This is a genomic window from Porphyrobacter sp. ULC335, assembly GCF_025917005.1.
Classification (GTDB): domain Bacteria; phylum Pseudomonadota; class Alphaproteobacteria; order Sphingomonadales; family Sphingomonadaceae; genus Erythrobacter.
In genome coordinates this window covers 1,000,528-1,013,971 of record NZ_CP078091.1, presented here as the reverse complement: position 1 = coordinate 1,013,971, position 13,444 = coordinate 1,000,528, and the positions used below count along the sequence as shown (strand labels likewise).

At 61.4% G+C, this 13,444-nt stretch carries 14 protein-coding genes; 8 read left to right on the top strand and 6 right to left on the bottom strand.

The features are described from left to right. Positions 1-68: 68 nt before the first annotated feature. From KVF90_RS04915 to KVF90_RS04900, 4 genes are all read left to right on the top strand, one after another. Positions 69-500: an antitoxin Xre-like helix-turn-helix domain-containing protein gene (locus KVF90_RS04915; RefSeq protein WP_264393737.1), complete on the top strand. Its 432-nt coding sequence runs from the start codon at positions 69-71 to the stop codon at positions 498-500. After that, positions 487-1,188, top strand: a complete 702-nt coding sequence (locus KVF90_RS04910; RefSeq protein ID WP_264393736.1) for an RES family NAD+ phosphorylase — start codon at positions 487-489, stop codon at positions 1,186-1,188. Before KVF90_RS04915 ends, KVF90_RS04910 begins: the two co-directional genes overlap by 14 nt. Positions 1,189-1,287: 99 nt before the next feature. Further along, entirely contained in the window at positions 1,288-3,276 is a 1,989-nt protein-coding gene (locus KVF90_RS04905; protein ID WP_264393735.1) for a conjugal transfer protein TraG, read from the top strand. Beyond that, the gene (locus tag KVF90_RS04900) at positions 3,273-3,728 is read left to right on the top strand and encodes a CopG family transcriptional regulator (RefSeq protein ID WP_264393734.1); all 456 of its coding nucleotides are present in this window, start codon (positions 3,273-3,275) and stop codon (positions 3,726-3,728) included. The genes KVF90_RS04905 and KVF90_RS04900 overlap by 4 nt, the downstream gene beginning before the upstream one ends. 389 nt (positions 3,729-4,117) lie before the next feature. Here the strand turns inward: KVF90_RS04900 and KVF90_RS04895 are convergent, their stop codons facing one another. The 3 genes from KVF90_RS04895 to KVF90_RS04885 all read right to left on the bottom strand — a co-directional run bounded on the left by KVF90_RS04895 (position 4,118) and on the right by KVF90_RS04885 (position 6,379). After that, a complete protein-coding gene (locus tag KVF90_RS04895) occupies positions 4,118-4,930 on the bottom strand; it encodes an outer membrane protein (protein WP_264393733.1) in 813 nt (270 codons plus the stop codon). Between the two features lie 179 nt (positions 4,931-5,109). Continuing rightward, on the bottom strand, positions 5,110-5,817 hold the full coding sequence (locus KVF90_RS04890) for an anti-sigma factor domain-containing protein (RefSeq protein ID WP_264393732.1): 708 nt from the start codon (positions 5,815-5,817) through the stop codon (positions 5,110-5,112). After that, positions 5,810-6,379 carry a sigma-70 family RNA polymerase sigma factor gene (locus KVF90_RS04885; RefSeq protein WP_264393731.1) on the bottom strand — a complete coding sequence of 190 codons (570 nt, stop codon included), beginning with the start codon at positions 6,377-6,379 and terminating at the stop codon, positions 5,810-5,812. Before KVF90_RS04885 ends, KVF90_RS04890 begins: the two co-directional genes overlap by 8 nt. Before the next feature lie 343 nt (positions 6,380-6,722). On the opposite strand from KVF90_RS04885, the gene KVF90_RS04880 reads away from it, so the two are divergent. Then, a complete protein-coding gene (locus KVF90_RS04880) occupies positions 6,723-7,631 on the top strand; it encodes a hypothetical protein (protein WP_264393730.1) in 909 nt (302 codons plus the stop codon). A 243-nt stretch (positions 7,632-7,874) separates the two neighbouring features. Here KVF90_RS04880 and KVF90_RS04875 read toward each other — a convergent pair whose 3' ends face one another. Genes KVF90_RS04875 through KVF90_RS04865 form a run of 3 tightly spaced genes read right to left on the bottom strand, consistent with a single transcriptional unit; the run spans position 7,875 to position 9,159 of the window. Beyond that, a complete protein-coding gene (locus KVF90_RS04875) occupies positions 7,875-8,492 on the bottom strand; it encodes a LysE family translocator (protein WP_264393729.1) in 618 nt (205 codons plus the stop codon). Next, the gene (locus tag KVF90_RS04870; RefSeq protein ID WP_264393728.1) at positions 8,489-8,833 is read right to left on the bottom strand and encodes an antibiotic biosynthesis monooxygenase family protein; all 345 of its coding nucleotides are present in this window, start codon (positions 8,831-8,833) and stop codon (positions 8,489-8,491) included. Before KVF90_RS04870 ends, KVF90_RS04875 begins: the two co-directional genes overlap by 4 nt. Then, positions 8,830-9,159 carry an NIPSNAP family protein gene (locus KVF90_RS04865; protein WP_264393727.1) on the bottom strand — a complete coding sequence of 110 codons (330 nt, stop codon included), beginning with the start codon at positions 9,157-9,159 and terminating at the stop codon, positions 8,830-8,832. Before KVF90_RS04865 ends, KVF90_RS04870 begins: the two co-directional genes overlap by 4 nt. A 75-nt stretch (positions 9,160-9,234) precedes the next feature. Here KVF90_RS04865 and KVF90_RS04860 point away from each other — a divergent pair, with 75 nt between their 5' ends. From KVF90_RS04860 to KVF90_RS04850, 3 genes are all read left to right on the top strand, one after another. Then, positions 9,235-9,924 (top strand): ArsR/SmtB family transcription factor, encoded by a 690-nt coding sequence (locus tag KVF90_RS04860; protein WP_264393726.1) that lies wholly within the window; start codon positions 9,235-9,237, stop codon positions 9,922-9,924. A gap of 415 nt (positions 9,925-10,339) precedes the next feature. Beyond that, positions 10,340-11,218: a diacylglycerol/lipid kinase family protein gene (locus tag KVF90_RS04855; RefSeq protein ID WP_264393725.1), complete on the top strand. Its 879-nt coding sequence runs from the start codon at positions 10,340-10,342 to the stop codon at positions 11,216-11,218. Between the two features lie 434 nt (positions 11,219-11,652). Continuing rightward, positions 11,653-13,392, top strand: a complete 1,740-nt coding sequence (locus KVF90_RS04850) for a hypothetical protein (protein WP_264393724.1) — start codon at positions 11,653-11,655, stop codon at positions 13,390-13,392. The last annotated feature ends 52 nt before the right edge of the window (positions 13,393-13,444 follow it).

Sequence of the window (13,444 nt, the reverse complement as noted above, 5' to 3'; positions counted from 1 at the left end):
GATCACGGGTTGGCAACGTCTTGACATTTTCGTCATGTGATGCTTATGTGCGCGTCAGGAGATGCGATTTGGCACTTGCCGCTGTCCACTATGCAGAGGCCCCGCAGGGGCTCCAGACTTTCGCCGGGGACGTGGACCGGCGTCGCCTCACCGGCGCGGCGGTCAAGGCGGTGCTCCGCCTGACCGAGGCCTGGACCACCAGCAATGCCGAGGGGGCCGCGCTGCTCGGCGTGTCCGACAGCACCTGGGACCGGATGAAGGCGGGACGCTGGGAAGGCGTGCTCAGCCAGGACCAGCTCACCCGGGCATCGGCGCTGATCGGGATCTTCAAGGGGCTCCACCTGCTCTTCGCCAATGATCTCGCCGATCGCTGGCCGCAGCTGGAGAACCGCGCGCCGGTATTTGGCAAGCGCACCCCCATCCGGGCCATGATCGAAGGCGGTATCCCGCGCATGCTCGAAACCCGGCAGTATATCGACGCGCTGCGTGGCGGGCTCTGATCCGGCGGGAGATTTCCCGCTTGCCCGAGAAGCTTTCGAACGCACCGTCCGTCTCGTCTCGAGCGCGAGGCTGCGCGCGGCCGTGCTTGCCCCGCTTGCCGACACTGCGGACGAAGAAGCGCTGCTCGCCGAGATCGAGGGAGCGACGAGCAGCCGGCTGATCGCCGAAGAGCGGGGTCTAGCTGGGCTGGCCGCTGACGAGCTGGTGCACGGGGTCCCGCATGCCCGGTTCATCAACGCCAGCTTTGCCTATGCCAAGCCGCGCCAGCCCTCCCGCTTCAATCCGGCAGAACGCGGCGCTTGGTACGCAGCGCTCGATGTCGCCACCTGCCTTGCCGAGGTTGGTTTCCACCTCACCCGCGCGCTTGCCGATGCCGGCGACTTCGACGCCATCGTCGAATATGGCGAGATGATCGCGAGCATGTCGGGGGTCTTCGTTGACCTGCGCACGGACCCGGGCCATCCCGCGCTCGCGCCTGACCCGGCGGCAGGCTATCCGGCCGGAAACGCGCTCGCCGCGCGCGCCCGCGCCGAGGGACACAACGGCATCATCTACCCGTCCGTCCGCCATGATGGCGGCACCTGCATTGCGGCGCTGTGGCCCAATGTCGTCCAGTCGGTCGTCCCGGGCGCGATGTACCGCCTGATCTGGTCCGGCGGCCCGGCCTTTGTCACCGAGACGCTGTAGTCCGCTCCTATCCGTTGCTTCGCTGTCCTGCGACCTCACCCGTTCGGCCTTGTCATAGGCCGCCGCAAAGCCCTCCATGGCAAGCGAAAGGAGACGCCCATGCCGGCGACCCAAATCCTGTGGGGGCAGATAATCGCGGTGTTCGCTATCGCGCTCGGCGGCGTCTGGGCAGCGACCCAGTGGACCGCCGCCGCACTTGCCTACCAGCCCCAACTCGGCAGCGCCTGGTTCATGGCGCTGGGCCGGCCTGTCTATCCGCCCTGGTCGATCTTCTGGTGGTGGTTCAGCTACGAGGCCTATGCGCCGCGGATCTTCGAGACCGGCGGGATCATCGCAGCATCGGGCGGGCTCGTGTCCGTGGTCGCCGCGATCGCCATGTCGGTCTGGCGCGCACGCGAGGCGAGAAACAGCGCCACCTATGGCTCGGCGCGCTGGGCGAGCCGCGCCGAGGTCGCCGCGGCCGGACTGCTTGAGGGACGCGGCGTCGTCATAGGCCGCCTCGCCAATCTCTATCTGCGCCATGACGGTCCCGAACACGTGCTGTGCTTCGCGCCGACCCGCAGTGGCAAGGGGGTCGGGCTGGTCGTGCCGACTCTCCTCACCTGGCCGCATTCGGCGATCGTCCACGATATCAAGGGCGAGAACTGGGACCTGACCGCCGGCTTCCGTGCGCGCTTCGGACGCGTCCTTCGCTTCGATCCGACCAATGCGGCTTCGGCTGCCTACAATCCCCTCGCCGAAGTCCGCCGTGGCCTCAGCGAGGTTCGCGATGTCCAGAACATCGCCGATGTGCTGGTCGATCCCGAGGGTTCGCTCGAGCGCCGCAACCACTGGGAAAAGACCAGCCACGCGCTGCTGGTCGGTGCCATCCTCCATGTCCTCTATGCCGAGCCCGACAAGACCCTGGCCGGGGTCGCAGCGTTCCTGTCCGATCCCGCCCGCACGATCGAGGCGACACTCGATGCGATGATGCGCACCCCGCATCTCGGCGAGGACGGCGTCCATCCGGTGGTGGCGAGCGCGGCGCGCGAGCTCCTCAACAAGTCGGAGAACGAGCGCTCGGGCGTGCTCTCAACCGCGATGTCGTTCCTCGGGCTTTACCGCGATCCGGTGATCGCCGCGGTGACGCGCCGCTGCGACTGGCGCATTGCCGACCTTGTCGATCCGCAGCATCCCGTCACGCTCTATCTCGTGGTGCCGCCGTCCGACATCAGCCGCACCAAGCCGCTGATCCGGCTGATCCTCAACCAGCTGGGGCGGCGCCTGACCGAGGACCTTTCCGCCGGCTCCGACCGCCAGCGGCTGCTGCTGATGCTCGACGAGTTCCCGGCGCTGGGGCGCCTTGATTTCTTCGAGAGCGCGCTCGCCTTCATGGCCGGGTACGGGATCAAGGCTTTCCTGATCGCCCAGTCGCTGAACCAGATCGAGAAGGCCTATGGGTCAAACAACGCGATCCTCGACAATTGCCATGTCCGCGTGTGCTTCGCGACCAATGACGAGCGCACCGCCAAGCGGATCTCGGATTCCCTCGGTACGGCGACCGAACTGCGCGCGATGAAGAACTATGCCGGGCACCGGCTCTCTCCCTGGCTCGGGCACCTGATGGTCTCGCGCACCGAGACCGCGCGCGCCCTGCTCACCCAGGGCGAGATCATGCAACTGCCCGACACCGACGAGATTGTCATGCTGGCAGGCGCGCACCCGGTGCGGGCGAAGAAGGTGCGTTACTACGCCGATCCGCGCCTCGCCGGACGGGTGCTTGCGCCGCCAGAACCAGGGGCAACCAAGGACACGCCGCAACCGAGCGACTGGCAGGACTGCCTTGCCCTGTCCCCGACACTCAGTGCCGGCGAAGCCTTGGTGATGGGAGACGGTGACGCCAACGAGGGCGGCATCCGCCGCGAGCCCGAAATCACGGAACACGAGGATATTGCCCCCGTGCCGCAGCCGGTCCGCAATGAGTTCGCGTTTGACGAGTGCGGCAGCGATGCGGAGCATACGGCAGCCCGCAACCGACTCATGGCCGGTCAGATCCAGGACAATGCCCGCAGGGCCTCGCTTGATCCGGACGACGGGATCGACCTGTGACCGCGGGCAACCGGGTAAAGCATACCTTCAGGCTGCCCCCGCAGCTCTCGCGCCAGCTCGCCGACTATGCGGCTCGCAAGCGCGTCTCGCAGGCCGCGGTGGTCGAGGCCGCACTGGCTTCGTTCCTCTCGCCCGATAGTTCGGAGCGGCTCGAGGCGGCCTTCAGCCGGAGGCTCGACCGGATTTCGCGCCAGCTCGACCGCTTGGGCTATCATGTGGACGTCGGCAACGAGGCCTTTGCTCTGTACCTGCGGCGTTGGCTCTCGGTGACCGCTGCGTCGTCGGGTACCGAGACGGCAGGAGCGCGCGCCGAGGTTGAGAAGCGCTTCGCCTTCTTTGTCGAGGCGCTGGCGCGGCGCATGGAAAGCGGACGACTCCTCCATGACGAGCTTGTGCGCGGCGACGCGCCAGCCGGGACAGGTCCGGACAGAGATACTCCCGAAACCGACTGACTTCGACCTTTCATGACAATGGACGGGTGCAGCCGCGCGGTGCGCAGCCTTGGTAGAAGCTTCTCCGCGATCAGCGCTGGCAACGCTTGTAACGGCGGACTTTCAACAGAAGGCGGACCGGGACCTTAAGCCGCCCTTCCGCTCCCCACCCACGATCGGCCATGCGCCGGGCTGGTGCGCGATCCCAAAAGCGGCATGGCGGCTGCGCCTTGCTTCTGGATATTTCCTGCCACGCAGCAACCGACCCCGTTTCGGACATAACCGCTTCGGCGTTAACTACCCTCTGCGCACTTTCGGACCACTTACCACGTAAGTGATCGTGTTCCGGTTTGAGTGCCAAGCATACGGGCACGGGAGCAGGTTGCAGATGCCCCCGTGCAGGATGATTATCAGAAGCGGTAACGCACCACTGCCTTGACGGTTTGCAGGTTGAAGTCGTCATTGGCCCGCTTGAAGTCGACGCCGCCAGCCAGCACGAACGGGTTGGTGGCCGGAGCGGTGCCCTGGCCGACGCGGATCAGCGTGTCGTCGTCATTATAGCCGGTGTAAAGATACTCGATGCCGATCGAGAACGCCTTGCCGACCTTCTGCTCGATGCCAGCGCCGAGCTGGTAGCCCCAGGCTTTGTCGTCGGCAATCACGGTGAAGGAGTTGGCGGTGTTGCTGGTCTCGAACTCCTGGTCGAGCTTTGCATAGGCAAGGCCGCCCGTAAGGTAGACTAGGGTCGAGGTTGCCGGAGTGTACCCGGCCCGCAGGCGCAGCGCGGCAGTGTAATCGATCTCGCGCTCCATGTAGTAGAACGCCGGTGTCGTGCTGAAGGCTGAAACGGCATCGCGCACATTGGCGGTGCCGACCTCGCCCACCAGACCCACGACGAGCTTCCCCATCTGGCTGTCATAGCCGAAGTGGCCATTGAAAGAGACACCGTCGGAGTCGGACTCGCAATTCGCGTTCTGCGGCGAGGTCGCGGCACCGCCGCAGAACCCCGGTGAGAAGGCATTGGCGCCCGCAGCAGTGGTCACGGTTTCACCGAAGCTACCGTTCGATCCGCGGTCGAAGGAGATGAATTCATCGCCGTCGCTCGCCTGAAAGTCATAGCCGATCGAGGCACCGGCATAGAAGCCTTCAAACTCGTCTTCAGCGTTGACAGGCACGGCGACCAGAATGGTCGAAGCGGTGGCGGCGAGGAAAATTGGTTTCATGAAATACTCCTGGAAATCGCGATTCTTGTGAACTTCACGTGCGCGAGAAAGCGGGGCGATTGCCGTGACAATCGTCCTGTCGGCACCGACGGGGGCTATCGCCGGCCGCAAATAAGACTTCGCAGCCCGCTCTCTCGGTTGAAGATACGAGGATCTGAAGACGATCAGATGCGGCAGGCTCAGATCGCTGAAATTTTTCCTGTCGCGATCGGCGTGGTGCTTGGCGCCGTGTGAGGCGCACCTTCCGGGGACTCCAGCGAAACCGCAAGAATAGCGCCGTCGACCACCAGCGGCCTCAGGCGTTCAGGTAGCATCACCTGCGTCGTGCCGTTGGATGCAATCAGGCCCAGCGAGCGGGGCACGCCATCGCCGGGTATGACCCAGAGTTCAGGCGTCAGATCGGTGTCAGGCAGGGCGACTGCCCGAATGTCGAGGTACTGGCTCGCGGGTCCGATGCTGGCAGCGAGCAAGGCTCCGTCTCCCCCTGCAAGTTGGGCTATGACCACGGGCGCGGGGCTGGCAGCAGCGGGGGGGACGCCGTCCTCACGTGGGGAAAAAGGGCCGAACAGCATGATCGCCGCGAGGCTTGCCGCCATCGCTCCTGAAAGCGCGGCGGCGCCTTGCCAAAGACGGAGCTTGCCGACCTCGCCGGTGGTCCGGTTGTCATCCAGCCGCGCATCAATCGCCGCCCACAAGTCGGGAGGCGGAGCTTCCTCAAACGCTTCGCTGAGGGGATCGAGGCGTTGCCGCCACTCCACGACCTGCGCAGCGAAGGCTGGGTTGGATAATGAAAGCCTCAAGGCTTCGGCTCGCTCCTCACCTTCGAGCACCCCGAGAGCGAGCTCGGCTGCCAACGTGGCTTGTTCGGGTGTGAGTTCGTCAGTCACCTTGGAGGCACCCCCGCAACTCTAGCAAGCCTCTGCGAATCCAGCTTTTGGTTGTCCCGAGCGGTGTTCGCATCGTGGTTGCAAGTTCCGAATGGCTCAATCCGTCGAAAAAGGCGAGGGTGATTGCGCGCTGCTGTTGGGGCGAAAGCGCCTCAAGGCAGTCAAAGATCTGCGCACGATCCTCAGCCGCCGCCATCACTGCCAGCGCTTCATCGAACCCCGCGTCGCCGGCTTCAGCTGCGCGGGGCGCCACCAGGGCGGGGCTGCCGTGCTTGCGCACCCAGTCAATGGCCGCATTTCGGGCGATGGCGCATAGCCAAGTAATCGGGCTGGCAAAATCGGGATTGAAGCGTCCAGCACGGTTCCAGACTTTAAGATAGACGGACTGGAGGATGTCGTCTGCCGCATCGCGATCGCGTGCGATTTGAAGACACACGCCATAGAGTTTTGCCGATGTGCGATCATAGACGGCGTTCAGCGCTCTTCGGTCCCCGCGCGCTACGCGAGCAATTAGGCCGGACAGCTCTGCACGGCGGGCATCGGCATTGTTGGCTGTCGGCATTGCTGGGGAGTATTGAGAGCTGCCCGACCTTGCAAGTCATAATCTGGTGCGGGCCAAGGCAGGATTCTCACGCAACGGCTGCCTCGCTCGGGCGGGTTGAACTATCGTCGGTTGACTGGTCTGAAATAGCGCAGACTCGACGGCAATAGTGGACGCTGCCCGTCCGGAATCCACCCATCATCTGCCATGAGCGGGCGGTCGCCGCGATCCTAGAACCTGTCCGGCAGCTTCGATGGGATTCTCGCCAGAAGCGGAATTTCTCAAAGCGACCCCGTTGCGGACATTAGCTTGGTTGAATGTCCTGAAAAAGCTGACATTATGGTCATGTCCGGGAGACCAAAGCATGAAGCAGCTTTTCTTTGTCCTCGCATCCGCCCTTGCCTCGGTAGGTGGTGCCGCGGCGTCGGCAGAAGAACCGGAGCTGGCTGCCATCCACTGTGATTTACCTCGCGGATGGTCGGATGTGGCGGAACTCAACGCACGCTTCGTTGTGTTCGGAGAATTGCACGGGACCAATGAAGGGCCGAATTTCGTTGGCTCCCTAGCGTGTACGTTGGGACGCGAAAACAACCGTGTGCTTGTTGCGATTGAGCACGATGCAGCCGAAAACGAGGCTCTTCAGTCTGCATGGAACTCGGATGATTTCGAGCAACGACTGCGCACTTTGCTATTTGCCGAAGGCTCGGACGGGCGCAGCAGTTCGGCGATGTTTGACCTGCTGGTTCGGCTACACCGGGTTAAGCAGAGCGGCGCGCCGTTAAGCATCATCGCATTCAACGGGTTCAGAGACGAACAACAAGCGGATCGATTTTCCAACTTAACTGGGCAAGGACCTTGGGAAGCGGCGCAAGCTGAAAACATAGCTATTGCATCAACGTCGCCAACCTATGACCATGTGCTTGTCCTTGTTGGCAATTTTCACGCCATGAAGACCCCAGTCAGCCGAGGCGGATACGACTTTGATCCCATGGCGCTGCGTCTTTCGCAGTATGGCAAGACGGTCTCGTTGAACATGCGCTTTGCCGACGGAACGAGCTGGAATTGCCTGTTGAGGCCCGGCGTCGATCGGACCAAAGGTCCAGTAAAATCCGACGACATCGACTGTGGTCCGCACTCCACGAAGGGGGAGCCGAATTTGGGATCAGAACCGTTCATCAGGATCGAACAGACTGATGCGTCGAACGAGCAATCGACCTTTGACGGTTTTTTCTGGGTAGGCGCCATCAGTGCATCCGGGCCAAAATCGCCATAGGCGAAAGGCACCGCCCTTCCGCTACTGCTCGACCATAAGTCGCCTTTCCGAAAACCACCCACGAGCGGCCATGCCCGGCTACTCGGCGCGATCCTGAAACCTGACTGGCAGCTTCAACGGATTTTTCGCCGAAAGCCGAAATTCTCAAACCGACCCCCTTGCGGTCATTCGCGAGGGTCGCGGCAAGTCACTGAGCAGTTGCCTGGGTAACTCGTGCTGCACGTCCGGCAAAAACCCGCTGTGCTAAAGTGAGCGATGCACCAAGACCATTCCCAGCCCGCAGAACAGAGTGCCAAAGATCGCCTCGCTCGCGGCATGAAATCGCGAATATAAGTCTCGGATACCCCCAATCGAAAAAAACCATCCGTATGTGCCGTAAATGAAGAATGCGATGATGGCTGATCCCATCGTGAAGAGCAGGAGGGCCGGCCAGTCGGCGATTTCCGAGCCCACGAATGTGGAAAGGGATGCCCAAAGCAGGGCAACCTTTGGGTTTGTGACTGTCACCGTGAATCCGTGCAGAAAATCTTGTCGTGCGCCCTGTCCTATTGCTGGCGCAATTTGCCCGCCTTGGCCGGTCAAGACGGCCCGCCATCCCTTTAGGCCAAGCCAGAAGAGATAGGCACCACCAAATAAGCCCATTAAGCGCAGCATTACGGGGTAGGTGTCAAACAACGCGCCTAGCCCTACTGCTGTTAGGAATGACCATAGGAATGCACCAGTGGCCAATCCTGCGGCGACATGCAGAGCCGCGTTTCTCCCAGAACCGAGAGCGCGGGAGGCTACCGCGACGAGGTTTGGCCCGGGCGATATCGCCGCCACAGCAAGCGCAACCCAGGCTGTTAAGATAAACGAACTCATGTGTGTGCGGCCTTGCTGTCGGACGGAGCCTCGTCGCGGTCAAACTTGCCATAGTCCCTGATGACTCTGGCGATACGCAGGCGGTAATGGTCAAAGATGCCCTTCCGCCCCTGCGCCTGCGCACGTCGGTGTGCGTCCAGATTGCGCCAGCGAATGATGGCCTCCTCATCCTTGAAAAACGATAGTGAGACAAATCTGCGAGGGTCGCTCAGGCTCTGAAATCGCTCGACCGAGATGAAGCCCTCGACCTCGTCCAGCATCGGACGCATTTGGGCGGCGATATCGAGATACTCGCCCAGACGCCCCTCTGTTGGTTCCAATTCAAATATCACTGCGATCATGCCGTGACTCCTGGATGATGCGGGCCTGATGCCAGCTTCAGGAACGTCCGGTCCTCGCGCAGAAGGAATTTCTCTTTTTGCGCGAACTCATAATTCTCCCGACCCAGCGGGTCCGCCGCCAGCCGCGTGCGGTAGGCCTCGTAATCGGCAAGGCTTTCTATGTTGTAGATGCCATAGGCCAGCGTCGATGACCCCTCATGGGGTGCGTAGTAGCCGATCAAATCGGCTCCACAGCGCGGGATGGCCTGGCCCCAGTTGCGGGCGTACTCCGAGAATTGCGCCTTCTTCGTCGGGTCGATTTGGTAGCGAATTATACAGGTGAGCATAACAGTCTCTTTCCAAGTGAATCTTCACCCGGCTAGGCGATTGTGCGGACTGAATGCTTCGATTAGGGTCGAAGTATGAAAGAAGGTCCGGATTTCGCTTTTATCGCCACGATGATTGGCGACCCGGCCCGCGCCAACATGCTAACGGCATTGATGGGCGGGAAAGCGCTGACTGTGAGCGAGCTTGCCGACGAGGCGGGCGTTACGGTCCAGACAGCCAGCTCGCATTTGTCGAAGCTTGCCGCCAGTCGGCTGCTACGCCCGCGCAAGCAAGGGCGGCACAAGTATTTCTCGCTCGCCAGCGATGAAGTCGCGTATGTTCTTGAAAGTTTGATGGGCTTGGCGGCTGAGGCAGGTCATATGCGCAAACGGACGGGTCCAAAGAACCTAGAATTGCGCGAAGCACGGGTTTGCTACAACCATTTGGCTGGAAGCATGGGCACGCGGATGTTCGATAGCCTGGTTGCCAAGGGACAACTCGTTCTTGAGAGCGGCGATCTCACCCTGACCGGCTCAGGCGCGTCTTTGGCAATGGATTTGGGGATTGACGTTGAATCGCTAAAGAGGGCGCGTTCGCCGCTATGTCGAGAATGCCTGGATTGGAGCGAGCGAACGTCGCATCTGGCAGGTAGTCTTGGGCGCGCATTTCTCAACAGGTTCGAAGAGTTGTCTTGGGCCAAGCGTGATCAAAAATCCCGAGTGGTTTCTTTTTCGCGCTCTGGGATCGAGGCGTTCCATAGGCTGTTTCCAGCAGACAGCGCCTAATTGAACGCGCCAATCACACAACTGCAAACATCGCTCGCCCTGCCCATATGGCTCACGCGTGGAAGCAATGATCCGTCTGTCCGCTTCCCACCCAGCTGCAGTCATCAGCGGGGTCGGAGCTCGATCCCGAAAGCCGCCTGGCGGCTTTCGGCGGACGCAGTCGTTCAATCTGGAGATCGTGAACGACCGAGCCTGGGTCGCAATCCGACTCCAAGTCCACAGCCGATCGACCTTACATCACGATGCAGACTGGGCCGACTGCCGACTGCCTCGGTTTGGGTGGTGTCTCAATGCCGCCGCCTATTGCGCACGGACGAGACGGCAACCGGCGCCAGCTGTGCTATGCTCTCAAGGTGTATTGGATGAGAGAACAAAAATGTCCGGTTCTATGGCTTCACAGAGGCAAAGGTTCGGCTTGATCATCAATTCACATGCCCGTCAGGCCCCGCGCTACCTTGAGCGCAATCAGTTCTGGAAAGGTGCCATCCCGGACACAAATGTGCTGGTCACATCGTGCATCGCGGATCTGGAAGCCGCGGTTGCCATTTTACGTGAGCGTGAGGTTGATGTCATCGCCAGTCTAGGCGGAGACGGCACTCTGCATCACCTCGTAAATGCGATGGACACAACGAGGTGCTCCGCGACTATACTTCCGCTTGCGGGCGGAACGATCAATGGGATTGCGAGAGCGTTCGGCTTCTCGGGACGATCCGACCAGGTGTTCTTGCGCACGCTGATCGCCGACGCAATGCCCGCACGCCAGCAGCATATGCTACGGCTGGAAGGAGCGATAACTCGGATCGGGTTCACCATGGCGGCAGGTCTAGGGTTTGCAGCAGCCAGAAGCTATGCGGTCCTGCCGCGCCGGGGAACCGCCGCGGTCATTCGTTCCGTCGTTATGGCCGCCACGGGCCGACTGACGCACTCTGGGGTGGAAATCGCTCTCGGTTCCACTGAGCGCGAGTATTTCGATCTGGTAGCGGCGGGGACAATCACCGAGCCCTTCCTGTGGTTTCGACCATTCGGCCGTCAGCCTATCGGCTCGGCCGAACTGGGATTTACCGCTCTCAAGGTTCCACGTTCCGGCCTGCTGTTAGGTTGCTGGCCAATGCTGCGCGGAGATTCAAAGAATCCCGGAGTTCAATACTTTCGGGCACCGCAGACACAAATCGATCGTTGTGATGGTATCGTATTCGATGGCGAATTGTATGAATTCGACAAAACATCATCGCTAATTCTCAAAATTGGTCCTAAAATCAACATCATGGATGCGCATGCCTTGGGAAGGTTTTGATCAGAGATGGAATTGCCTTCAACTAGTTGTTATACTCCGAGTCGCACTTAACTCAGTAAAACTCTGTTTATTGGGATCAATTAACAAGTAAACTGATTCAATCTTCGGAAATTTTCCTAAAGTATATCTTTGGGCCCGAAAAAGCACGTCTAAGCAAAACATGTTTGCCGCTTCCAAACCAAGTCACTCATGCAGCATTCTGCACGGGAGGATGAAATATGCTTGGAATTACGACACGACTGAGTGGGCTAGTCGGGCTCAGAAACCGCCTTGCTGCCTCGTCAGATGCCAATCTCTTCGCCTATGCGACCTTGATCGACAACCATTCCCAATGGGCGCATTTCGGGGCGCTCGGGCCTGCCTGGGGCGAGTTGACCCCCACCCGGCAGGAAATGCCGGTTTTCGGAACGCCCGGCGTTCCGGGCTATGCCGCCTTGTGGAAGCGCATCCTTTCGCTGTTCGGCGGTGACGGCACCGCCACCAATCCCGGTCTCAAGCCCATCCTCGACGACATCCGAACCCTGCTCGACACGTTAGATGCGATCGCAGCTGCGGAAGATCTCGATGCGCTGCGGGGCATGGAGCCTGCTATCGCGCAAATCGGCGACATTGCCGAGCGGCTGACCGCAGTCGTGACCGCCATCCGCGGGGACGGAACCCTCACCAACACCGGCATCGTGGTAGATATCGCGAACCTGATTGGATCGACCAATACTCCCGGCATCATCCGCCCGCGCCCCGATGGAAGCGGGCGAGGTTTCCCTGCGCAATTCTGGACCCTGCGGGAGTTCCTTTCGTGGCGGCGTACCGGGCGGTTCGCGCAGAAACTGTGGGCGGCAGCGCAGGCCAGCGGACGTGACGAGCTGGTGGCCTATGCACTGGGCTGGATCAGCGGTTGGGCGCTGGCAACCGGCGGGGCGAGCGCGATCGCAAGCATCATCGGTGCCCCATATCGCAATGAATGGTGGCGGGCCCGATTTGTAGGCAATCATGTCGACCTTTGGGCGTGGGGTCATGCGACGGTCGGCCCGGCGACCAAGCCATACGACGCGTGGTCCAATCTATGCGAAGCCGAACTGCAGAAGACATTCGAAGTGCCCGGTGCCGGTTTCGATCCGGATGCGATGATGCAGTCGCTGCTAGCTGAACAGCCCTTGGGTTCGGCGCTTCCTGATTGGTTCACCGACTTTTTTATCGGCGCTTATGACGATGTGTACGGCGATCTCGGCCCCAGGCGCCCCAAGCTTGATGCTGCAATCCTGCAAGATGGTTATGCGATGACATGGTTGGTGCTGTGGTTCCAATCAAGCGCACAGAGCATCGGCTGCCACGCATCTGCTCCCGCTGCGCCAGGGGCTTGCGCCGATCCCCCTGCGTGGACCACGCCAACCGTGGCGGGCGGGCCGGAAAGCGGGGGAATCACGACCCCTCCCGCACCGGAAATTGACCCCAAAATCAAACCAGAGAACATCGTGTGCGCGATCATTCTCGCGATTCTCGGGGTCGCATCGATTCTGACAGGCGGCATCGTGACGGGCGGAGCAGCGATCGCCGGCGCAATCGCACTCGCCATCGACGCGGGCACGATCGATTGGGCCAAGTTCCGCTGCGATCTGGCCTGGTATCGGCTGTACCTCTACAATGCCCTGCGCGCCCTTCAGGAAGTGCTGATGCTCGGGGCGCTGGTACATCCATACAAGAACCAGATCGATACACCCGAAACCGTCATCAATCTGCTCGGCGGCCTTCTAGAGAAGCAAATCCGCACCGGCGACAACATCGTGATGAGCAACCCGACAGGCGAGAGGTTTCCGGCTGAGCCATGGGACGGCTCCCTGTTCTCATGGTTCGATCCGCCATCGCGAGCCATCGAGGGGCCGGGCGCCGTTGCGACCTATGCCGCGGCCTATCCGTCCGGGTTCATCAACGATCCTGCCAACCCCTTCGGTTCGGCCTCGGTGTTCGATCCGGCGGAATTTCCCTTTGCGCCAAGCACGGTTGCTCAGATGCCTGCAGGCTTTCGCAATGCGGCCGATGCTGTGGCGGACTGGCTCGTCGCGGGCGGCGACATTCCGGATCGCAACGCCGACGGCGACCGTGGTCTCGATTTCGTCTGCTGGGAATTCGTAGACGGCAACTGGAGCAATCCGGTCAACATCCGGCAGGAGAGCTGACATGGCCCGGACACCTCGCGGAAAGGACGAACAGGACGATGGCACGCGCGAC

Excerpts from the sequence above, each read along its gene's own strand:
- KVF90_RS04905 (WP_264393735.1), top strand. The coding sequence starts at position 1,288 with ATGCCGGCGACCCAAATCCTGTGGGGGCAGATAATCGCGGTGTTCGCT.
- KVF90_RS04895 (WP_264393733.1), bottom strand. The coding sequence starts at position 4,930 with ATGAAACCAATTTTCCTCGCCGCCACCGCTTCGACCATTCTGGTCGCC.
- KVF90_RS04885 (WP_264393731.1), bottom strand. The coding sequence starts at position 6,379 with ATGCCGACAGCCAACAATGCCGATGCCCGCCGTGCAGAGCTGTCCGGC.
- KVF90_RS04880 (WP_264393730.1), top strand. The coding sequence starts at position 6,723 with ATGAAGCAGCTTTTCTTTGTCCTCGCATCCGCCCTTGCCTCGGTAGGT.
- KVF90_RS04875 (WP_264393729.1), bottom strand. The coding sequence starts at position 8,492 with ATGAGTTCGTTTATCTTAACAGCCTGGGTTGCGCTTGCTGTGGCGGCG.
- KVF90_RS04870 (WP_264393728.1), bottom strand. The coding sequence starts at position 8,833 with ATGATCGCAGTGATATTTGAATTGGAACCAACAGAGGGGCGTCTGGGC.
- KVF90_RS04865 (WP_264393727.1), bottom strand. The coding sequence starts at position 9,159 with ATGCTCACCTGTATAATTCGCTACCAAATCGACCCGACGAAGAAGGCG.
- KVF90_RS04860 (WP_264393726.1), top strand. The coding sequence starts at position 9,235 with ATGAAAGAAGGTCCGGATTTCGCTTTTATCGCCACGATGATTGGCGAC.